Here is a 20,329-nt window from a genome sequence, read left to right on the forward strand (position 1 = left end):
GGTAAGACGGGCACACGTGCCCGCACAGCGCGGTGAAGCAGGAAGCCACCAGAAGGGCCAGACGGCCCAGGCTGGAATCCCCGTCCTTTAGGGCGCGGAGCACGTCAAGAGATCCGCCGCCTGAAGACCGTCGCGTTCGCGCACCTGGACCATCGCACGCCCGCCAGGCCCTCCAGGTCGTGCGCTGGAGGGCCTGGCGGGCCCTGTGCTAGAAGGTCAGGTTCCAGGCGTCGATCTTGCCTGTGTCGGAGGCGGCGTTGTCGTTGACGCGCAGCTTCCAGGTGCCGTTCGCGACCTCCGAGGAGGCGTTTACGGTGTAGGTCTGGGCGATGTTGTCGGCGCTGGCGCCGGTGTGGTTGTGCAGCGTGTAGACGGTGCCGTCCGGCGCCACCAGGTCGACCTTCAGGTCACCGATGTAGGTGTGCTTGATGTCCACACCCACCTTGAGGGTGGCCGGGGCGTTGCCGGTCACGCCGGTTATGGCGATGGGGCTCTCCACGGTCGCGTTGTCGTTGATGGCGAAGTCCGCGAGGTTCTCGAAGTACTTACCGGGCGGCGGGGTGGTCCCGACGGCCTTGAGGGCGTCGACTTGTCCTTCGCCGAAGAACGAATTGTTGGCCGTCGTGCCCGTGCAGCGGCTGTCCGAGGGGCAGGCGATGTCGTTGGCCTGGGCGGCCAGCTTGGCGCGGATCTGCGCCGGGGTGATGCCCGGGTTGGCGCTGGCGATGAGTGCCGCCACGCCGACCACGTGCGGGGTGGCCATCGAGGTGCCGCTCTTGCTGCCGTAGCCACCGCCGGGGACAGTGGAGTACACGTTGCTGCCCGGCGCCGCGACGTCGATGACGCCCTGCCCGTAGTTGGAGAACGAGGCCTTGGTGACACCCGTGCCGTTGGCCGCGACCGTGACCACGCCCGGCAGTTCGGTCGGGATGTCGAGGCAGGCGTTGGTGATCGTGCGGGTGACCGGCGTCGAGTCGTTCGGGCTCGCGGAGTCGGTCGTCTTGTGGGCGAGGTCGTAGTTCTCGTTGCCCGCGGCGGCGATCTGGAGGGAACCCTTGCCCTCGGCGTACTCCTGGGCGCGCTTGACGCCCTCGATGATGGCGGCCTGGTCGATGTTGTCCGGGCAGTTGAACTGCCACGGGTCCGTGTAGTAGCTGTTGTTGGTGACCTTGAAGCCGTGGTCACCGGCCCAGACGAAGCCGCAGATGGTGTTCTCGGCGAAGAAGAAGGAGTTGCCCGGCTCAGCGACCCGGACCGCGGCGATCTTCACCCCGGGGGCCACGCCGACGACGCCCTTGCCGTTCTTGGCCGCGGCGATGGTGCCCGCTACGTGGGTGCCGTGCGTGTCGACGTCCCGCCAGGCGCCGACACGGGTGTCGGGCTTGCCGTAGGCGCAGGAGACCGAGTCGGCCGCGTCGAAGTTGGGCGCCAGGTCCTGGTGCTGGTCGTCCACACCGGTGTCCAGGATGCCGACCGTGACGGAGGCGGAGCCCGGGTTCACGGCCCAGGCCTGGTCGGCCTTGATCTGGCTCATGTCGGCCCGGACCGGCTCTCCTGCCGGGGTCGAGGCCTGGGCCGGGTTGGCCGGGAGCGCCGGGTTGTAGGCGTCGGCCGGGACGTCCGAGGTGCGCGTGGCGCCGACCTGCTGCACGCCGGCGACGCCGCGCATGGTGGCGGCGAATGTGCTGGACGCCGAGTGGGCGACGATCACGCCGATGGCGTCGAAGTTCGAGAAGACGGTGCCTCCGTTGGCCGCGATCGCGGAGCGGACCGCCGAACTGTCACCGGGGGCGGTGATCACGAGGTAGGCACGCGTGCCGGCCACCCAGGTCGCACTCTGGGAAGCCGGCACGGCGGCCGCAGCGTGGGCCTTGGCGGCTGGCGCGGGGGAGGGGCCGATGGGGAGCGTGCCCGCGAGGGCGCCCGGGGCGCCGAACACGAGGGCGGCACCGAGCGTGGCCGCCAGGACCAGCGTGCGTCTGGTCCGGCTCGATATGTGGGGTATCAATGCGTCCTCCGGAGACGGCCCGGCCGTGCTGAGGGCACCGGCCAGGCCGTACGAAACGAGTGGTGGATGCAAGATGCCAGGCGTGTGCTCCTGTACGGAAGTACCTTTCCGTACAGGGGCGTTATAGGGGAATGGCTGAAAAGGCGTACTCCGGGCATCGGGGGTCGGGATCCGCCGGGAGCTCTGCGACGTCGACCGCACCCTGGCGTACGCCGCCGACCTGGTGCCGGCCATCGACGGGGTGGACCGGCTGCTGGCGTGGTGGACGGCGAATAGGAGAAGGCGACGATGAGCATGTTCGGGGACGGCCTGGACGCCGCGGTCCACAGGGCGTTCACCCGCCCGGCGCCCAAGACCGCACCCGCGCAGATGCGCTACCTGGTCAAGCAGTACAAGGGCACCAGGGCGGTCGCCCAGTTGCTGCGGATCTCCCAGGGCACCGTCGAGCGGTACGTGAAAGACCAGATCAAAAACCGCGCCCGGACCTCGCCGCATGCCTGGAGCGCGAGGTGAAGGCCCGCTGGCAGCCCCAGATCCGGGCCAGGGCCCGCAAGAAGGCGGCGACCACCGGCGGCATCTTCTGGCGATGAGCGCTTTCGCTGACGCAGGAACGCTACGGCATCCGCTTCAGCCGCGCCGTCAGTAGCGCGGTGAGCCGGCCGGTGCTGCGTTTGGTTAGGCTGGCCGGCGACCGCGTGAGCTGCCACCACGCCGCCGACTGGGTCGAGCTTGGGAGCGTCCGGCGGCAGGTTGATGGAGGTCCGTCGTAACCGGGTGGTGAGCGCTTGTCCCTCAGGCGTGCGTACCGGCGCAGCGTCTTCGGGCCGATCCCTGCCGGGCGGATGGCCCTGGTCCGCCCAGCAGGTGATGCCGGCCTTGGCGAGAGCGTCGATGATGCCCCGTGCCCGCGTGCCGCCCGAACGTCGTGGACGGCACGGCCAGGGCCGGTGAGGCGCGGAGGCGGCGCCCCTTCGGATCGGCTGTGACCTGCAGGTTCATGCCGGGTTTTCTGTGCTTGCCTGAGCGCAAGGGACGGTCGGCGGCGGTCCGGTCGATCGGCAGAGGCGTCCCGTCCAGGATCACAGAGGCCTTCATCGATGCGGCCCTTCGGTTTCGGCGAGTGTGGGCCGAGGGCGGCCAGGGGCTCGACGGCTTCGGTGACGCACCGGTGCACGAGGGTGGCGCCGATCCCGAAACCGGCCGCGGGCTGGACACAGGACTGGCCGTCGCAGAGGTGGGCGAGGTGAGCAGGGCCTGTCGGCCCGCGCTCAGGCTCGCCATCGGGTGCCTGCAGAGCAGGATCACGCGTGGTCACCGGTCGCGACGTTGTCCTCAGAGCCGAACTGCAGGTTTGCCACATGTGCATCCTGCGGGGGGCGTGCTCGCGAAGTGAGTGCGAGTGGGGCGCCCGACGCGCGCGCTATCTGAGAGCAAAGTGCGGGGCACCCAGTGGACGTTCGGGTAGGAGGCGAACTCCCTGCCGTGTCCCACCAGCCCTCCACCAGCGTGATCCGGCGGCCCGGCAGCCGGGCGATCAGCTGTCGGAGGAGGGCTGATCCCTTCGCGGGGGTGGGGTTGACCATCAGCACCCCGCCCGCGGCACGGTGAGCAGGCTCTCCTGCATGTGAGAGCGGCTGGCCTCGGGCGAGATGGGAGCTGCCGCGGTCGTCAGACCGTTCCTCCGAGCCGCTGCGGGACTGACATGAAAGCCAACTCTTTCGCCGCCCGAAGAACGTCAACGGCCGTGATCTGGGGGATGCCGGCGCCTTGCTTTGTTGGTGAGTTAAGGGTTCTGGCACACATTCCGCGAGGACGATCAACGGCGTTCTGCCACCGTGACGTCCCGTCACCTGGCACCGTGGTGCGCGTACATTCACGATTCCATGACCCGGCAGAGCCGTTCGTCGCGGTGAGTTGCGCCAGGCTGTTCAGGCCCGTTGCAGCTCGGCGAGGTCGCTCAAGGAGGTGGACGGCCTGCCTGCCGTTCCGCCGGCCGCGCGGTGCGGGTCGGTCCGCGGGTGGCGGTGGTGCCGGCGGTTCCCGGTGTGCTGAGCCTCCGGTCCGGTGCGGGAACGGCGCCGTGGATCGTCGTAAGGCCCGCTTCCTACAACGCCGGTATGTCTATCTTCTTCGAGGAATCCGACACTAGTGTCTGGAGCGGCCTGACGCCGACCTGCGGGGAGCCGCACTGCGATGACTGTGTCCCTGAATGCTGCCGAAGCCGCCGCGCTGGCCGCCGTGGACGAGGCCGCCGTCGGCCGGACGCTGCTGGAACTGCTCGCTGTGCCGAGTGTGACGGGCAGTGCCGCCGAGTCCGAGCTGCAGCACATGCTGGCCCGACACTTCCAGCGGCTCGATCTCGAAACCGACTTGTGGTCCATGGACCTGCAAGAACTGCGTGCGGACCCTGATTACCCGGGCGCCGAGGTGCCGCGGGACGAGGCGTGGGGGCTGGTGGGCAGCACCCACGACGGCGGTGACGGACCGGTACTCGCCCTGCAGGGCCATGTGGACGTCGTTCCTCCGGGCGACCGGGCACGGTGGGTGGGCGACCCGTTCGTGCCCCGGGTCACCGGTGACATCGTCCACGGTCGTGGTGCTTGTGACATGAAGGCCGGTCTGGCGGCCGTGCTCGCGGCCATGACAGCCATCCGCGCCGGTGGGGTGCGTCTGCGAGGCCGTCTCGCGGCGCACTTCGTGGTCAGTGAAGAGGACGGCGGGCTCGGCGCGTTCGGCACGCTTCGGCGCGGTCACACCGCGGACGCATGCGTCATCGCCGAACCGACCGGCGGCGCGCTGATGACGGCGAACGCAGGCGCTCTGACCTTCCGCATCGAGGTCCCGGGCCAGGCGACCCACGGCAGTACCCGCTACGCAGGCGTCAGCGCCCTCGACGCCTACCTGCCGCTCCACCACGCTCTGGCCCGCCTGGAAGCCGCTCGCAACGCCGACCCCCACCCGTTGATGGCCGCCTACCCCGTCCCCTACCCGCTGTCCGTAGGGACGGTCCACGCCGGCGACTGGGCCAGCAGCGTCCCCGACCTCCTCGTGGCCGAGGGACGACTGGGAGTCCGGCTGGACGAGGACCCGGCCTGCGCCCGCAAGGAACTGGAGGACTGCATCGCCCGGGCCTGCGCCGACGACCCCTGGCTGCGCGCCCACCCGGCCACGGTGACCTGGCCCGGCGGTCAGTTCGCCAGCGGACGCATGCCGGACGGCCACCCCCTGGCAGCCCAGGTCGGTCGCGCCCACGCCGACATCACCGGCGGCAGGCCGCCCGGGGAACAGGGTGCGCCCTACGGCAGCGACCTGCGCCTGTACGCCGGACACGGCATCCCCACGCTCCAGTACGGGCCCGGTGAAGTCCGCTGGGCGCACGGGCCCCAGGAGCAGGTGTGTCTCGCCGATGTCCTGACCGTGACTCGCGCACTGATCCTGGCCTCGCTGCGTATCGTGGGCACGAGGTAGCCCTGCATGCGCGGGGACGCCGCGCAGACACGGCTGCCGGTCCGGTCCAGTGGCTCCGGCTCGCCCCGGCAGCGCTGCATCCAGGGTGCCCCCGGGTGCCGCGCTGCCCTGCCCGGGGCTGCCCAGGCGTCCCAGCGCTGGGGCTACCGGTACACCGGCTCGGGAAAGTCGATCTGGTCGGAGCAGGACCTTCCCTGAGCCCGGCTTCGGATCGGCGCCTGGCCCTCCCGCGTGCGGCGGGCCCGGCTCAGGCGACCGCCGCCAGGGTGTCCGCGAGCCGTCGCCGCGCCGCACGCGCCGCAGGGAGCGCCGCGAGAGCGACCGCACCCAGCACAGTGGCGGCCCCGAGGGCCAGCAGCAGTGCCCCCGGAGGGCTCTGCGCGATGCCCGCCCCGATACCGCTCGATACGCCCTGCTGGTCGATCAGCCAGAGCGCGAGCGGCACCCCGAGGGCGGCCGCGGCGAGGAACGCCGCCAGCGCCGTACAGCCCGTGGCCGTCATCGTGACCGCGGTGATCTGGCGCGGGGACAGGCCGATGGCCTTCAGCGCCAGCAGGTCGCGCTCGCCCTCGCGGACCGTGCCGCCGATCGCCGTGAGCAGCTCGACCAGTCCGATCAGGGCCAGGACGAGGACGAGGCCGGCCACGACCCCGCGCAGCGGCGAGAGCTCGTCGGCCGGGTTGGTCACCGCGTGCACGTCCAGCTGGTCGTGCCCGGCGGTGGTCAGACGCCCGGCGACGGTGTGCGGGTCCGCGCCGGGCCGCAGGCGCAGCTGGTAGAGGGCCGGGGTGATGCCGGGGTCGTTCTCGCGGAGGGTGTCGAGCGAGGTGGAGATGACGCGGCCGGCGTTCTCGGGTTCGATGCTGCGACCCACGATGTGCAGGATCTGCGGTTGGTCGCCGACGGTCATGCGGACCCAGTCGCCGACCCGCACGTTCAGCAGGTCGAGCAGGCCCTGACCGGCGACCGCCTCGTCACTGGCGCGGGGGGAGCGGCCCTCGGCGACGGCGTAGGGGTAGGGGGAGCGGGCGGTGCCGAGGCCGCTCAGGACGATGGTGGCCGTCTGGCCCGGGACCAGCGCGGCCACTTCGACGCCCGGGTAGACGGCGGCGACCTGCGGATCGCGGTGCAGCAGGCCGCGTACGTCCGCATCGCTGATTCCGTGGTGGGTGTGGACGGTCAGCGCGGCGGGGACACCCACCTTCTGCGGCTCGCTGTGGAAGCGGTCGAGGGTGGTCCACGCGCTCATGGCCACGACGATCAGCAGCAGCGGCAGCGTGAGGCGCGCCACGGTGGTCAGGGACCGCACGGGCCGCGCGACGGCCGCGTGCCAGCCGAGCACCAGGCCGGCCGGCACGCCGATGTCGATGGCGCGCCGCATCACCGTGGACAGCGGTCCCCTGGACCGGGCAGGGGTGATCAGCCGCCGCAGTGCGCGGCGTGCGGCGGTCGAGGGACCTCGGTGCGGGACCGGGCGCGCCGCCTGCGAGGGCGCCGACCACGCCGTCGGCGTCGGCCGGGTGCCCGGTACGGGCGGCACACGGCCTGCCCGCCAGGCGGCCAGCCCCGTCGTCGCCGCGATGAACAGCACGGCTCCCGCCGGGATGGCGCACTGCGCCAGGGTGTGGCCGGGCAGGATGCGCCACATGCGGACGGCGTCGCCCAGGCGGCCCGGGACGAGGCCGCCCAGGGTCTCGGTCACGGCCGACGCGGCCAGCGCGCCGAAGACGGCGTAGGCGATGTGCTGGCAGAGGAAGACGCGGACGACCTGACCGGGCGTGAATCCGATGGCCTTGAGGACCGATATGTCCCGCAGGTGGCCGCGGATGCGGGTGGCGATCGCCCCGTGCACGGCGAACCCCGCGGCGATCAGCGCGCCCAGGCCGAACAGGCCGAGCACCTGGCCGAGGAGCCGGTTGTCGCCCTGGGCCGCGGCGCGGGCCTGCTGCCAGGTGGAGACCTCGCCGATGGCACCCGTGCCCAGGAGGGTGACAGCGCGCTGGACGGCGTAGTCGGTGTCGGCCGGGTCGACCAGGCGAAGACCGACTACCTGGCCGGTGGGGTGCGGCACGGCGGCGGGCAGGGCCCAGACGAGACCGGGCTGCTCGCCGGCGCGGTAGCGGTCCTCGGGGCTGTCTGCGACCCCGACGACGGTGACCTTTTCGTCGCCGCCGGGCAGGCTGAGCGTGTCACCGGGGCCGGCGAGCAGAGCGCGGGCCAGGCTGCTCTCCAGGACCACGCCGCGGGGGGTGCCGGGGGCGAGCCAGTGTCCTGCGGTCAGGAGAGGGCGGCCCACGCGGGGGAGTTCGGGGGTGGCCCGCAGTTCCACGGCGGCCCGGGTGCCGCGGGAGGCGAGGGTCGTCGCGTTGGTGGCGTAGGGACCGGCGACCGCCTCGACCCCGTCCACGCCCCTCAGCTTGCCGAGGTCGGTCGCCGAGCCGGTGTGCAGCCAGACGTGCGCCCCGCGGGCCTGGGTGAAGGTGCGCTGCCAGGGGTTGGTGGCGTAGCCGAACAGCGCGGTGGCCAGCAGCAGCGACATGACGATGCCGGCGGTGGCGAGCACCAGGAACAGCGCCTCCCCGCGGTGGGTGCGCAGATCGGAGTGTGCCCAGCGCAAGGTGGCGCGCATGAGATCCATCCCTTTCGGGGGTCGTCGTACATCCGCAGGAGGGCGCGTCAGTCCTTGAGCTCGAGCACCCCGGACGCCCCCGGCCGGCGCGACGGCGCCCTGTCGAGTTCGGCGTCGTCGGCGATGCGCCCGTCGAAGAAACTGATCACCCGGTCCGCGGCGCTGGCGAGCCGGGCGTCGTGGGTGACCAGGACGATGGTCTGCCCCCGCTGGTGGAAGCGGGACAGCAGCCGCATCACCTCGCGGGTGCCCTTGCTGTCGAGGCTGCCGGCGGGTTCGTCGGCCAGCAGCAGCGGAGGGTGGTTGACGAGGGCCCGGGCCAGTGCGACGCGCTGCTGCTCGCCGCCGGACAGCTCGCCCGGCAGACTGCGCTCCTTGCCCGCGATGCCCAGGTCCGCGAGAAGCTCCTCCCGTTCGGCGCGCGCCCGCTTCGGGGAGGCACCGGCGAGGAGGGCGGGAAGCTCCACGTTGTCGGCGACCGACAGGCTGGAGACGAGGTTGAAGAACTGGAAGACGATGCCGATGCGCTTGCGGCGCTCGACCGCCCAGCGGGCCTCGCGCCAGGTGTCGGTGCACTCGCCGTCCAGCCAGAGGGAGCCGCTGTCGGGCTGCTGCAGCCCGCCCAGCAGGTGCAGCAGGGTGGACTTCCCGGCCCCGGATGGGCCGGTGACGGCGACGAACTCGCCGTGGCGGACGCTCAGGTCGACGCCGCGGACGGCGTGTGCCGGGCCGCTCTCGCCGTAGTGCGTCCGTATCAGATTCTCTGCGCGCAGCACGGGAGCGGGGCTGTCGCTCACTCCAGCTCCTCCAGCTCTTCCTGGCACCGCTCCAGCCAGTCGAGGTCGGCCTGAAGGTGCAGCATCGCGCCCTCGATCAGGAGGTGGGCGATGCGGTTGTCACGGTCTTCGGCGCCGGCCAGTTTGGACAGGTTACGCATGGAGTTGAGGTACTGGCGCCGTTGTTTGTTGATGAGGGCGATCCGGTCGGCGAGGCCGGTTCCCGGGGCCAGCGCCAGCTTCATGAAGAAGTCGTCCCGCACCCGTGGCTCGTCCTCGGGCCGTTCGAACCAGGCGCGCAGCTCTTCCTGCCCGGACTCGGTGAGGCGGTAGACCTTCTTGTTGGGCCGGCTGGACTGTTCGATGTCCTCGCCCTCGATGAGTCCCTGCTTCTCGAGGCGTCCGAGGGTCACGTAGATCTGGCCGACGTTCGGCTGAGGGTACGCGGAGCCCAGCAGTTGCTCAAGACCCTGCTTGAGCTCGTACCCATGGGCAGGTCCGCGTGCCAGAAGGGCAAGGAGGGGCTGACGCACTGCCGCGGTCCTCCCGTCCTCGTAATGTGTCCCTGGCCTCTAGTATCGCCCATACCTAACGGGTATACATGGCCTTCGGCCGTGGCGATGATGCCAGGTGGGTACGTGCGCAGGGAGGAACCTATGCGGTGGACGAAAGCCGCGGGTAGATGCCTCCTCGTTCTCGGCGTGGTGCTGACCGGGTGCGTCTCCTCGAACGAGGGGGAGACCGATGGCGGGGGCGGCCGCGGGCCGCTGACGCTGGCCACGGCAGGTGACCTCACCGGCTATCTGGGCACGGTGCTCGACGGCTGGAACCGCACGCATCCCGGTGAGCGGGTCACGCTCGTCGAACTGCCGGACTCCGCCGACGAGACGCACGCGCAGATGGTCACCGATCTGCGCGGCGGCGACCGGAGCCGGTTCGACGTCCTTAACATCGACGTCACCTGGACCTCGGAGTTCGCGGCCGCAGGATGGATACGCCCGCTGGCCGAGGACCGCTTCCCGCTCAAGTCGTTCCTCGAGCCGGTCGTGGAGACGGCGAAGTACGACGGGCGGCTGTACGCGGTTCCCTACGTCACCAACGCCGGACTGCTGCTGTACCGCAAGGACATCCTCGCCAAGGAGGGTGCGCCGCCGCCGACGACCTGGGCGGAACTGGAGCAGGACGCGAAGACCATCGCGCCGAAGTACGGTCTGGACGGCTATGCGGGCCAGTTCCTGCCCTACGAGGGCCTGACCGTGAACGCCGCCGAGACGGTGTACTCGGCAGGCGGCACCATCCTCGGCGGCGAGGGCGACCGTGTCACGGTGAACTCCGCGGCCGCCCGCCAGGGCATCGACTTCCTCGCGCGGGGCCTGCGCGAGGGGTGGATACCCAAGGCGGCACTCTCCTACAAGGAGGAGGAGTCCAAGCAGGCGTTCCAGGACGGCCGGCTGCTCTTCCTGCGCAACTGGCCCTACGCGTACGCCGTCGCGTCGGCGCCGGGTTCTCCCGTCGCCGGGAAGGTCGGCGCGGTACGGCTGCCGGGTCCCGACGGGCCGGGGACCAGTGTGCTCGGCGGCTCCGATCTCGCCGTCAACACCCATGCCGGGCACCCGGATTCGGCTGCCCGGCTGATCGCCTACCTGACCAGTGAGCAGGTCCAGCGCCAGGTGCTCACCCTCGGCGCGCTGCCGCCCGTGCGGGCCGCCCTCTACACGGACCCGGACCTGGTCAGGCGGTTCCCCTATCTGCCCACCCTGCGCTCGAGTGTGCTCAGCGCCGCTCCGCGCCCCAAGAGCCCGCGCTACGACCAGGTCAGTCTGGTGGTGCAGGCGGTGGTGCACGACGCGATGACCGGACACGAGTCGTCCGACGCGGCCGTTCGGCGGTTGGCCGAGGAGCTCGCCGCCATCCAGGGGCGCTGACCCCACCCCTCCTCTAGTTACTTGTTAGGTAACGCCAGGGTCACGAGTTGCCCCTTTAGGGTCTGATTTATGCGCATTTAAAGGACGTATATCTCGCGGCCTGTGCACTTTTCATTGACACGCTCCAGACATGTTTACTTAACATGCATGCATAACCACTGAGCACATAGAGACAGGCACTGGGTTGAACATGCACCGCTGGTGGCGCGACGCAGTCATCTATCAGGTGTACGTCCGCAGCTTCCTCGACAGCACCGGAGACGGCATCGGCGACCTCGCCGGAGTCCGGGCCGGCCTGCCGTACCTGAAGAAGCTGGGCGTCGACGGGATCTGGCTGAGCCCCTTCTACCCCTCGCCGCAGCACGACCACGGCTACGACGTGGCCGACTACTGCGACGTCGACCCGACCTTCGGCGACCTCGCCGAGTTCGACCGGCTGATGGCCGCCGCCGGACGACTCGGCATCCGGGTCCTCCTCGACATCGTCCCCAACCACTGCTCCTCCGAGCACCCGTGGTTCAAGGAGGCACTCGCCGCCGAGCCCGGCAGCGCGGCCCGCGCCCGCTTCCACTTCGCCGACGGCCGCGGCCCCGACGGCTCCGAGCCGCCCAACAACTGGCACGCCATGTTCGGCGGCCCGGCCTGGACCCGCATCACCGAGGCGGACGGCCGCCCCGGCCAGTGGTACCTGCACATGTTCACCCCGGACCAGCCCGACTGGAACTGGCGCAACCCCGAGACCGGCGCCGAGTTCGACCGCGTGCTGCGCTTCTGGCTCGACCGCGGCGTCGACGGCTTCCGCATCGACGTCGCAGCCGGACTCTTCAAGCACCCCGAACTCCCCGACTCCGACGACCCCGAGGCCGACGCCCGCACCCGCGACTCGGTCAACCCCCTCGCCTGGAACCAGCCCGAGGTCCACGAGGTCTGGCGCCACTGGCGAGCGGTCTGCGAGGAGTACACCGCCCGCGACGGCTCCGAACGCCTCCTGGTCGGCGAGGTCTCCGTCCCCACCGCCCGCGAACACGCGCAGTACGTCCGCCCCGACGAACTGCACCAGGCCTTCTTCTTCGACCTGCTCGGCGCGCCCTGGAGCGACGACGCCTTCCACAAGGTCATCTCCGAGGCCATGCAGGACATCGCCGGCACCGGGTCCACGGTCACCTGGGTCCTCAACAACCACGACCAGGTCCGCACCGTCACCCGCTACGGCGAACCCACACCGGAAGGCAGCGGCCTCGGCCCCGCCCGCGCCCGCGCCGCCGCCCTGCTCATGCTCGCGCTGCCCGGAGCCGCCTACATCTACCAGGGCGAGGAGCTCGGCCTGCCCGAGGTCATCGACCTGCCCGACGACGTCCTCACCGACCCGATCTTCCGCCGCACCGGCAGCCGGGACCGGGTCCGCGACGGCTGCCGGGTCCCGCTGCCCTGGTCCGGCCAGGCATCCCCGTTCGGCTTCACCTCCGGAACCGAGAGCGCCCGCCCCTGGCTGCCCCAGCCCGACTACTTCGCCGAGTACGCCACAGACCGCGCCCTCGCCGACACCCGCTCCTTCTGGCACCTCTACCGGGACGGCCTCCAACTGCGCGCCTCCCTGCCGCAGTTGGGCGAGGGATCACTGCGCTGGCTGGACACCCAGCCCGGCGTCCTCGCCTTCGTCCGCGGCGACGGCCTCGTCTGCGCCGTCAACTTCACCACCGCGCCCGTGCCCGCGCCGGTCGACGGCACCCCTCTTCTCGCCAGCGGCCCCTGCCCGACCGGGGTCCTCCCCGGCTCGACCGCCGCCTGGTGGATCAACGACCTCTGATCATCCAGCAGTCACCAGCACTCGAAGGGACATCAACGATGATGCGACGACGTACGACCCTGCTCACGAGCTGCACCGCCCTCACCCTCGCCCTCGGCGCCACCGCCTGCGGCGGCAACGACGCGGTCAGCGCCGGCGGCGGGGACAAGGCACTCAGCGGCCAGACCGTCACCGTGGCCGGGGTCTGGTCCGGCACCGAACAGAAGAACTTCCAGAAGGTCCTCGACGCGTTCAGTGCCAAGACCGGCGCCAAGACGCAGTTCGTGTCCACCGGCGACAACGTCTCCACCGTCGTCGGCAGCAAGATCGAGGGCGGCAACGCCCCCGACGTCGTCATGGTCCCGCAGGTCGGCGTCCTCCAGCAGTTCGCCAAGCAGGGCTGGCTCACCCCCCTGTCGGCCACCACCCAGAAGTCCGTCGACGCCGGCTACGCCTCCGTGTGGAAGAAGTACGGCAGCGTCGACGGCACCCTCTACGGCCTCTACTTCAAGGCCGCCCACAAGTCGACGGTCTGGTACAGCCCCGACGCCTTCAGCCAGGCCGGCGTCAAGCCCCCGACCTCGTACGACGACATGCTCAAGGTCGGGAACACGATCTCCGACTCCGGCCTGTCCGCGTTCTCCGTCGCCGGCCAGGACGGCTGGACCCTTACCGACTGGTTCGAGAACATCTACCTCTCCCAGGCGGGCCCCGAGAAGTACGACGCCCTCGCCGCCCACGAGCTCAAGTGGACCGACGCCTCCGTGGTCAAGGCACTCGGCACCCTCGGCAAGCTCTTCAAGGACAAGAAGCTCGTCGCCGGCGGCCAGAAGGAGGCCCTCAACACCGACTTCCCGGGCTCGGTGGAGAAGGTCTTCGGCCCCAAGCCCGACGCCGGCATGGTCTACGAGGGCGACTTCGTCGCCGGCGTCGCCCACGACCAGTTCAACAAGACCATCGGCAAGGACGCCGACTTCTTCCCCTTCCCGCCCGTAGACGGCGGCAAGGCCCCGGTCGTCAGCGGCGGCGACGCCGCCGTCGTCCTCAAGGACGGCAAGAACGCCAAGGCGGGCATGCAGCTCCTCGAATACCTGGCCACCCCCGAGGCGTCGGCCGTCTGGGCGAAGGCGGGCGGCTACCTGTCCCCGAACAAGAACCTCCCCCTCGACTCCTACGGCGACGACGTCACCCGCGCCACCGCCAAGTCCCTCGTCGACGCCGGCGACTCCGTTCGCTTCGACATGTCCGACCAGGCCCCCGCGGCCTTCGGCGGCACCAAGGGCGCCGGCGAGTGGAAGCTCCTCCAGGACTTCCTGCGCGACCCGTCCGACCCCAAGGGCACCGCGGCCGAGCTGGAGACCGCCGCGGCCAAGGCCTACAAGGGCTGACGGATCATGACATCCACCCTGGTCAAGGAGACGGTCGGCCCGCCGTCCGCCGGACCCGCCGAACGTGCCCGCCGCTCCCGGCGGCGGGCACGCCTCGGCGCCGCGCTGTTCGTCTTCCCGGCACTGCTCCTGCTCGGCGCGCTCGTCGTCTACCCCGTGCTGTTCTCCGTCGGCCGCAGCTTCTTCGACGCCTCCGGCACCCGCTTCGTCGGCGCCGACAACTACACCGAGATGTTCCGCGACCCGGCGACCCTCAAGGCCGTACGGAACACCGCCATCTGGGTCGTCGTGGCCCCGACCCTCCTGACCGGCCTCGGCCTCGTCCTGGCCGTCCTGGTGGAGAAGGTCCGCTGGGCGACCGCGTTCAAGCTGCTGCTGTTCATGCCGATGGCCGTGTCCTTCCTCGCCGCCGGCATCATCTTCCGGCTCGCCTACGACGAGGACCCCTCCAAAGGCGTGCTCAACGCGGCCGTCGTCAGCGTCCACGACGCCTTCAAGGACACCTCCGCCTACCCGACCGCGAGGGCCCGCGAGGGTCACGGCCAGACCGGGAGCCCCGACGGCTCCTACCGCACGAGCGGCCGCGTTTCGCCCGGCACGTCCGTGGACTTCGGGATGGTCGGCATCGCCCCCGCCGACGTCCCCGCCGACGCACGGCCCGCCTACCCGGCCGCCCAGCGGACGGCCGCGGACGACGAGGTCGGCGGAGTCGTCTACCTGGACTTCACCCCCGGCGGGGGAGGCAAGCAGGGCGTGGTCGACCGCAAGGAGAATGGACTGCCCGGCATGCGGGTCGAGGCGGTCGACGCCCACGGCAGCACCGCCGCGAGCACCACCACCGCCGTGGACGGCTCCTACCGCTTCTCCGGCCTCAAGTCCGGCACCTACACGGTCGAGCTGCCCGCCTCGAACTTCGCCCAGCCCTACCAGGGCGTGTCCTGGCTCGGCCCGGCCCTCGTCACGCCGGCCATCATCGGCGCGTACCTGTGGATCTGGACCGGCTTCGCCATGGTCCTCATCGGAGCAGGACTCGCGGCCCTGCCGCGCGACGCGCTGGAGGCGGCGCGGATCGACGGCGCCAACGAGTGGCAGATCTTCCGGCGGATCACGGTCCCGCTGCTGGCCCCTGTACTGACCGTGGTCTTCGTGACGCTCGTCATCAACGTGATGAAGGTCTTCGACCTCGTGTACATCATCGCGCCGGGCCCGGTGCAGGAGGACGCGACCGTCCTCGCCACCCAGATGTGGCTGGTGTCGTTCGGCGGTGGCAACAACCAGGGCCTCGGCAGCGCGCTGGGCGTGCTCCTGCTGTTGCTGGTCATCCCGGCCATGGCCTTCAACGTCCGCCGCTTCCGAAGGAGTCAGCGATGAACGCGATCCGGCGCGGCCTGGGCAACAGCCTGGTCCAGGCCTTCCTCGTGGTGACCGGCCTGGTCTGGCTCACCCCGCTGGCGGGACTGCTGGTGTCCTCGCTGCGCTCGGCCCAGGACACCGCCAAGGGCGGCTGGTGGACCGCGCTCTCCAGCCCCGGCCAGCTGTCCTTCGACAACTACTCGGCGCTGCTGAAGAACTCCGGCATGACGCAGTCGCTGTGGAACACGGTGCTCATCTCCGTGCCGACGACCTTCCTGGTCGTGGTCATCGCGGCACTCGCCGGCTACGCCTTCGCCTGGCTCGACTTCCCAGGACGCGACGGCATCTTCCTCGTGGTCGTCGCCCTCCTGGTGGTCCCGGTCCAGATCGGTCTCCTGCCGGTCGCGAAACTCTTCGGCGAACTGGGCCTGTTCGGCACCATTCCCGGCGTCGTGCTCTTCCACGTCGCCTACGGCCTGCCCTTCGCGGTGTTCCTCCTGCGCAACTACTTCGCCGAGATGCCGAAGGAGATGCTGGAGGCGGCCCGTATGGACGGGGGCACCGAGTGGCGCATCTTCGTACAGCTGGTCCTGCCGGTGGGCCGCCCGGCCATCGCCAGCCTCGCCATCTTCCAGTTCCTGTGGGTGTGGAACGACATGCTGGTCGCCCTGCTCTTCGCGGACAGCTCCTCGCAGCCACTGACCGTGGAACTCCAGTCGCAGATCCGCCAGTTCGGCAGCAACATCGACGTCCTCGCACCCGGCGCGTTCGTGTCGCTGGTGGTCCCTCTGGTGGTGTTCTTCGCTTTCCAGCGGTACTTCGTGCAGGGGGTCATGGCAGGCTCCGTGAAGTGAGGCGCCCCGGCGCGGGTGGGCAGCTCGTGAAGCTGCCCACCCGTATTCGATCCTTTGGCGCCCTCACCGCCACATCTGTACGAACACGGCACGCGGCTCAGAAGAGTACCGCCAGGGCTGTTTCGGCAGCGACGATCGTCAGGCCATGAAGGTGAGATGGGCGGGCCCTTGCCGGAGCCGGACGCTGGCCACGACTGTTTCGGAAAGGGCAGATTCCTTACGGACAGGCCGAACGGCGGCACGTCCGGCGCCGGCTCCGCCTGAAGCAGGCTCTGCTCGGCAGGTCTCGGGGCGGCCTGACCAGCAAAATCCATCTCGCCTCGGACCGCAGATGCCGCCCGCTCGTGCTTGTCCTGACCGCGGGGCAGGCGGCTGCCAGTCCGCAGTTCATCCCTCGAGACGAGAGTGTCAGCGCGCCGGGTCAGGGCCACAGATCGGCTCTGGCCTCGCCAGCGCAGCGGAAGGACGAGGCGGCCGCCCTCGGCGAGCTGTTCCCACCATGCGGTGGGCACGTCCCACAGGCCCACGGCGGCGAGCATCCGGTCGTAGGGCGCGTTCTCCGGCGCGCCAGTTGGGCGACCAGGACGAGATGGCCGCGCAGCTGGGCTATCTGCTGACCGTGGGCGCCCTGCCGCAGGTGTCGCTGGGCATCATCCCAAGCGCGACCGTGGCGCGCCCCATGTGGCCACTGGAGCTGTTCCACGTGTATGACGACGCGCTCGTGTCGGTGGAGCCGCTGGCGGTCCGGGTGCAGGTGACGCAGCCGTCCGAGATCGCTCTGTACGTGAAGGCGTTCGAGGAGTTGCGCGTCCTGGCGGTGCACGGGGCAGAGGCGCGGGCGCTGATCGTGCGCGCCATCGAGGCTCTCCACTGACTGCCCCGGACGCTCGGGCTGTCGGGTGATCCGGCGTCGGGCCGGACGGCGGTCCGTACCCGCACCGTGCTGGAGCGGCTGCGCGAGTTCGACGACGTGCCCGAGGTGTCCACGGTCCTCGCCGAGCACGGGCACCTGCTGCTCATCTAAAAGACCCGGCCGCATCGAGGCGCGGCCGGGTCGGGGTGCTCGTGCTCAGGGGCAGAGGCTCGCCTTGAGCGCGGCGTTGATGGCCGTGGCCTCGGCGTCGGTGACCTCGTGCTGGGAGGTGGAGAACCAGATCCTGGCGGTCTGGTTGGCGTTGCCTTCGCCGGTGATGGTGGAGCACTGGTTGCGGGCGTTGTCGATGGCCTTGTCCTGGTCGGTGACAAGCGAGGGGTCGATGGCCTTGAGTACGCCGATGAGCGCGGCCTGGGTGGCGGCGTCGGGCTTCGGCGGGATGCCAGCGGCCTGCTCGGCGTCGGCAATGTCCTTGCTGCTGACGGCTGTTGGCGTGCTGCTCTTGGCTGCGTCGGCCTCGCTGCCGCTGTCGCTGCTGCTACAGCCGACGAGAGTGACGGCGAGCAGTGCGGTGATGGCGGCCGCGGTGGTGCGGATGTGCATGATCCCCCCTGAGATGTTGCGCGTGAGGGACATCATCCGGCATCTCGGCTTTTGGTGAAAACGTGGGTTGGCCTGGCGTCCGGAAGATCTCCGGGATGCTGGGATCGGGTAATCGGGGCACGCTGATGTCATGACCTCTGCAAGACCTGTGATCGTGTACCCGCCCGACGAGCAAGGCGCCCGCCGTGTGCGCGCAGACGGGGCCATCCTCGGCCTTGCCTACTCGGTCCGGGACGTGGCGTCGCTGCTCCAGACCGCCGGCCTTCAGAGCTGGGACGAGATGGACGTGGTCCGCTCCGAGATGATCGAGTGGCGCGGCGGCGGGCCCGAGGTGTGGACGCACTGATATCCAGGAGTAGGCAGAGGGCCGAGTCCGCTCACGCTACCCGCGGAGTCGGGCGGCAACGGTAGGCGTCAGCAGTTACTCCAGGAGTAGTCGTCGGTCGCACTATCGACACATTCCTTGAGGTCGTTGACTGCGTCGTTCTGTGTGGCCTGGTCGATCGTGTCGAGGATTGTCTGAGCAGACGCCCGATCTGTCGCGGTGAAGCATGTGGGGTTCTGCAGGATCGCGTCGGTGAGCACAGCCCGTATCGGCGTCGTGAAACCCGATCCGCGCGTCAGTCGGTGTGCTCGATGGCCTCGAACGTGATCGTCTGGCGCGTGACCGGTCCATCACAGTGGCTGCATGCCTGTGTGACGGCCAGGTCGTGTCCGCAGGAGTGACGGACCCGGAGGGACGGTTCGGCTACGGCCCACTTGTTGCCCCATCGGAAGAGGCCGAGCAGCGTCGGCTGCAGGTCCCGGCCCGCCTCGGTGAGGTGGTATTCGTATCGGGGCGGATGCTCGCTGTACTGGCGGCGTTCGACGATGCCGGCGGCCTCGAGTTTGCGCAGTCGGTCGGCCAGGATGTCCTTCGACGCCCCCGTATAGCCCGCGATCTGTCCGAATCGGTGTACGCCGTAGGTCATTTCGCGGATCGCCAGCAGCGACCATTTTTCGCCCAGTACCTCGAGTGAAGCGGCCAGGGCGCAGGCCCTCACGCTCACGGGTTGGTCCGTCATGCCGAGTTTGCCGTCCGGTGCATCAGTGGTTGCCATGCCTCCAGGGTAGTCGGTTGGAGTTTCCAACTGACCCGTGTACTGTCGGTTGAGTCAGTCGTATTTCACAACCCGCTCTGGAGCAGTTCACCGTGACTCATGCAGAGCGTGCGCCCGCTGTCGGGCTCGACGCGTCGGACAACGAGCCTGAGGCCGAGACGCCTGTTCAGCTTCGGCGGGCCCGCTGGGTGCTCGCGCTGGGCAGCCTGGGCGCCTTCGTGGTCTTCCTGGACACCACGATCGTCAACATTGCCTTCCAGACGATCAGCCGGAGCTTCGACACCACGACGGGTCATCTCGCGTGGGTGCTCAACGCCTACAGCCTCGTCTTCGCTGCGATGCTCATCCCGGCCGGCCGCATCGCCGACCGCTACGGTCGCAAGCAGACCTTCATGATTGGCATCGCCGGCTTTGCTCTGATGAGCGCCCTGTGCGGCCTTGCGCCGAGCGCAGGCATCCTGATCGCCGGCCGTGCGCTCCAGGCGGTGTTCGCGGCACTCGTCGTGCCCTCGTCCCTCGCCCTCGTCCTGCACGAGTTCCACGCCCAGCGCAGGCATGTCGCCATCGGCGTCTGGGGCGCCATGGCGGCCGCAGCCGCAGCAGTCGGTCCGACCCTGGGCGCCTTGCTGACCGAATACGCCTCGTGGCGATGGATCTTCCTGGTCAACATCCCGATCGCGGCGATCATCCTCGGCTTTGGCAAGAGCCTCCTGCACGAATCCCGCGATCCCCATGCCTCCGGCATCCCGGACGTCCTCGGAACCGTGCTCATCGCTCTTTTCCCGGCGCTGCTGAGCTATTCCATCATCGAGGGACCCACCCGCGGCTGGTCGGACGGACTGGTTGTGGTCGGCTTCGTGCTGTCTGCCCTGGTCCTGCCCGTCTTCCTGTGGCGTACGTCCAGGGCGGCACGACCCATCATGGATCTTGCACTCTTCAAGGAGCGGCAGTTCCGCGATGTCAACGCAGCGACGCTGCTGTTCTCCACAGCGTTCTTCGGACTGCTCCTGGCCAACCTGATCTACCTCCAGACGGTGTGGCAGTACTCCGTCCTGCGAGCAGCGCTTGCCAGCGCGGCGGGGCCGGTCGTGGTGACGATCGTCGCCCGATCCACCACCAAGCTGGCCAGCGTCATCGGACACAGGAAGGTGCTGCTCGCAGGAGCGGTCCTTTGGACGATCGGCTGCCTGGGCTTCGCCCTGTCCGTGAATGCCTCGCACCACTGGGTGACGCACTGGCTGCCGTGGACGCTGCTGACCGGCCTCGGAATCGGCTTCACCCTGCCCGTGCAGTCCGGCGCCGCGGTGGCGAAACTGCCCCCGAACCAGTTCGCAGTGGGTTCCGCCATCAATTCCAGCTTCAGGCAGCTGGGCGCCGTCCTGGGCATCAGCCTCTTCGTGGCAATTCTCGGAACGCCCTCTCCGGCCACCGTAGTGGACACCTTCCATCACATCTGGTGGGTCTTCGCCGCTCTGGGACTTGCTGCCGGCGTCGTTCAGGCGCTGCCTCAGTTCCGGGGTGCTGGTGCCAGGGCCGAGACGGGCTGACCCGTTGATGTCCAAGGT

Annotated in this window: 15 protein-coding genes and 5 pseudogenes; 12 read left to right on the forward strand and 8 right to left on the reverse strand. The window is 69.9% G+C overall.

Annotated elements, in window-relative coordinates; all coding sequences use genetic code 11:
* Positions 1 to 208: 208 nt before the first annotated feature.
* On the reverse strand, positions 209 to 2,008 hold the full coding sequence (locus tag ACZ7OY_RS42850; protein ID WP_472250923.1) for a S8 family peptidase: 1,800 nt from the start codon (positions 2,006 to 2,008) through the stop codon (positions 209 to 211).
* A 288-nt stretch (positions 2,009 to 2,296) separates the two neighbouring features.
* On the opposite strand from ACZ7OY_RS42850, the pseudogene tpg reads away from it, so the two are divergent.
* Positions 2,297 to 2,586: pseudogene (gene tpg, locus ACZ7OY_RS42855) on the forward strand (telomere-protecting terminal protein Tpg); the annotation flags it as partial.
* 264 nt (positions 2,587 to 2,850) lie between these two features.
* Here tpg and ACZ7OY_RS42860 read toward each other — a convergent pair.
* Positions 2,851 to 3,297 (reverse strand): annotated as a pseudogene (locus ACZ7OY_RS42860) (transposase); the annotation flags it as partial.
* A gap of 904 nt (positions 3,298 to 4,201) precedes the next feature.
* On the opposite strand from ACZ7OY_RS42860, the gene ACZ7OY_RS42865 reads away from it, so the two are divergent.
* Together ACZ7OY_RS42865 and ACZ7OY_RS42870 are read left to right on the forward strand one after the other, a co-directional pair.
* The gene (locus ACZ7OY_RS42865; protein WP_472250924.1) at positions 4,202 to 5,476 is read left to right on the forward strand and encodes an ArgE/DapE family deacylase; all 1,275 of its coding nucleotides are present in this window, start codon (positions 4,202 to 4,204) and stop codon (positions 5,474 to 5,476) included.
* A gap of 6 nt (positions 5,477 to 5,482) precedes the next feature.
* On the forward strand, positions 5,483 to 5,674 hold the full coding sequence (locus ACZ7OY_RS42870; RefSeq protein ID WP_472250925.1) for a hypothetical protein: 192 nt from the start codon (positions 5,483 to 5,485) through the stop codon (positions 5,672 to 5,674).
* 49 nt (positions 5,675 to 5,723) lie between these two features.
* On the opposite strand, the gene ACZ7OY_RS42875 is transcribed toward ACZ7OY_RS42870, so the two are convergent.
* From ACZ7OY_RS42875 to ACZ7OY_RS42885, 3 genes are read right to left on the reverse strand one after another with little or no spacing between them, the layout of a single operon-like run.
* Positions 5,724 to 8,105, reverse strand: a complete 2,382-nt coding sequence (locus ACZ7OY_RS42875) for an FtsX-like permease family protein (protein ID WP_472250926.1) — start codon at positions 8,103 to 8,105, stop codon at positions 5,724 to 5,726.
* Positions 8,106 to 8,152: 47 nt separating this feature from the next.
* Positions 8,153 to 8,902 carry an ABC transporter ATP-binding protein gene (locus ACZ7OY_RS42880; protein WP_472250927.1) on the reverse strand — a complete coding sequence of 250 codons (750 nt, stop codon included), beginning with the start codon at positions 8,900 to 8,902 and terminating at the stop codon, positions 8,153 to 8,155.
* Positions 8,899 to 9,414 carry a PadR family transcriptional regulator gene (locus tag ACZ7OY_RS42885; protein ID WP_375984473.1) on the reverse strand — a complete coding sequence of 172 codons (516 nt, stop codon included), beginning with the start codon at positions 9,412 to 9,414 and terminating at the stop codon, positions 8,899 to 8,901. The genes ACZ7OY_RS42880 and ACZ7OY_RS42885 overlap by 4 nt, the downstream gene beginning before the upstream one ends.
* 123 nt (positions 9,415 to 9,537) lie before the next feature.
* Between ACZ7OY_RS42885 and ACZ7OY_RS42890 the strand changes: the two genes are divergently transcribed.
* The 6 genes and pseudogenes from ACZ7OY_RS42890 to ACZ7OY_RS42915 all read left to right on the forward strand — a co-directional run.
* Positions 9,538 to 10,806: an ABC transporter substrate-binding protein gene (locus tag ACZ7OY_RS42890; RefSeq protein WP_472250928.1), complete on the forward strand. Its 1,269-nt coding sequence runs from the start codon at positions 9,538 to 9,540 to the stop codon at positions 10,804 to 10,806.
* 190 nt (positions 10,807 to 10,996) lie between these two features.
* Complete coding sequence (locus tag ACZ7OY_RS42895; protein ID WP_472250962.1) at positions 10,997 to 12,613, forward strand: glycoside hydrolase family 13 protein; 1,617 nt, start codon at positions 10,997 to 10,999, stop codon at positions 12,611 to 12,613.
* A 38-nt stretch (positions 12,614 to 12,651) separates the two neighbouring features.
* Positions 12,652 to 13,980 (forward strand): ABC transporter substrate-binding protein, encoded by a 1,329-nt coding sequence (locus tag ACZ7OY_RS42900; protein ID WP_472250929.1) that lies wholly within the window; start codon positions 12,652 to 12,654, stop codon positions 13,978 to 13,980.
* 6 nt (positions 13,981 to 13,986) lie between these two features.
* Positions 13,987 to 15,351 (forward strand): ABC transporter permease, encoded by a 1,365-nt coding sequence (locus tag ACZ7OY_RS42905; RefSeq protein ID WP_472250930.1) that lies wholly within the window; start codon positions 13,987 to 13,989, stop codon positions 15,349 to 15,351.
* A complete protein-coding gene (locus ACZ7OY_RS42910) occupies positions 15,348 to 16,187 on the forward strand; it encodes a carbohydrate ABC transporter permease (protein ID WP_469395437.1) in 840 nt (279 codons plus the stop codon). The genes ACZ7OY_RS42905 and ACZ7OY_RS42910 overlap by 4 nt, the downstream gene beginning before the upstream one ends.
* Positions 16,188 to 16,405: 218 nt before the next feature.
* Positions 16,406 to 16,582, forward strand: a pseudogene (locus ACZ7OY_RS42915) (IS5-like element ISDge16 family transposase); the annotation flags it as partial.
* 57 nt (positions 16,583 to 16,639) lie between these two features.
* On the opposite strand, the pseudogene ACZ7OY_RS42920 reads toward ACZ7OY_RS42915, so the two are convergent.
* A pseudogene (locus ACZ7OY_RS42920) lies at positions 16,640 to 16,726 on the reverse strand (hypothetical protein); the annotation flags it as partial.
* Positions 16,727 to 16,755: 29 nt separating this feature from the next.
* Between ACZ7OY_RS42920 and ACZ7OY_RS42925 the strand changes: the two are divergent.
* Positions 16,756 to 17,061 (forward strand): annotated as a pseudogene (locus ACZ7OY_RS42925) (Scr1 family TA system antitoxin-like transcriptional regulator); the annotation flags it as partial.
* Positions 17,062 to 17,256: 195 nt separating this feature from the next.
* Here the strand turns inward: ACZ7OY_RS42925 and ACZ7OY_RS42930 are convergent.
* Positions 17,257 to 17,664: a hypothetical protein gene (locus ACZ7OY_RS42930; protein WP_472250931.1), complete on the reverse strand. Its 408-nt coding sequence runs from the start codon at positions 17,662 to 17,664 to the stop codon at positions 17,257 to 17,259.
* A 130-nt stretch (positions 17,665 to 17,794) separates the two neighbouring features.
* Here ACZ7OY_RS42930 and ACZ7OY_RS42935 point away from each other — a divergent pair, with 130 nt between their 5' ends.
* Positions 17,795 to 18,010: a hypothetical protein gene (locus tag ACZ7OY_RS42935; RefSeq protein ID WP_472250932.1), complete on the forward strand. Its 216-nt coding sequence runs from the start codon at positions 17,795 to 17,797 to the stop codon at positions 18,008 to 18,010.
* 274 nt (positions 18,011 to 18,284) lie between these two features.
* Here ACZ7OY_RS42935 and ACZ7OY_RS42940 read toward each other — a convergent pair whose 3' ends face one another.
* Entirely contained in the window at positions 18,285 to 18,764 is a 480-nt protein-coding gene (locus ACZ7OY_RS42940) for a winged helix-turn-helix transcriptional regulator (protein ID WP_472250933.1), read from the reverse strand.
* 92 nt (positions 18,765 to 18,856) lie between these two features.
* Between ACZ7OY_RS42940 and ACZ7OY_RS42945 the strand changes: the two genes are divergently transcribed.
* Complete coding sequence (locus ACZ7OY_RS42945) at positions 18,857 to 20,311, forward strand: MFS transporter (protein WP_472250934.1); 1,455 nt, start codon at positions 18,857 to 18,859, stop codon at positions 20,309 to 20,311.
* Positions 20,312 to 20,329 lie beyond the last annotated feature (18 nt).

This window comes from Streptomyces sp. NPDC107559, from assembly GCF_055657365.1.

Coding starts and splice junctions, on each gene's coding strand:
- ACZ7OY_RS42865 (WP_472250924.1), top strand. CDS start 4,202: ATGACTGTGTCCCTGAATGCTGCCGAAGCCGCCGCGCTGGCCGCCGTG.
- ACZ7OY_RS42870 (WP_472250925.1), top strand. CDS start 5,483: ATGCGCGGGGACGCCGCGCAGACACGGCTGCCGGTCCGGTCCAGTGGC.
- ACZ7OY_RS42875 (WP_472250926.1), bottom strand. CDS start 8,105: ATGCGCGCCACCTTGCGCTGGGCACACTCCGATCTGCGCACCCACCGC.
- ACZ7OY_RS42890 (WP_472250928.1), top strand. CDS start 9,538: ATGCGGTGGACGAAAGCCGCGGGTAGATGCCTCCTCGTTCTCGGCGTG.
- ACZ7OY_RS42895 (WP_472250962.1), top strand. CDS start 10,997: ATGCACCGCTGGTGGCGCGACGCAGTCATCTATCAGGTGTACGTCCGC.
- ACZ7OY_RS42900 (WP_472250929.1), top strand. CDS start 12,652: ATGATGCGACGACGTACGACCCTGCTCACGAGCTGCACCGCCCTCACC.
- ACZ7OY_RS42905 (WP_472250930.1), top strand. CDS start 13,987: ATGACATCCACCCTGGTCAAGGAGACGGTCGGCCCGCCGTCCGCCGGA.
- ACZ7OY_RS42910 (WP_469395437.1), top strand. CDS start 15,348: ATGAACGCGATCCGGCGCGGCCTGGGCAACAGCCTGGTCCAGGCCTTC.
- ACZ7OY_RS42930 (WP_472250931.1), bottom strand. CDS start 17,664: ATGCACATCCGCACCACCGCGGCCGCCATCACCGCACTGCTCGCCGTC.
- ACZ7OY_RS42935 (WP_472250932.1), top strand. CDS start 17,795: ATGACCTCTGCAAGACCTGTGATCGTGTACCCGCCCGACGAGCAAGGC.
- ACZ7OY_RS42940 (WP_472250933.1), bottom strand. CDS start 18,764: ATGGCAACCACTGATGCACCGGACGGCAAACTCGGCATGACGGACCAA.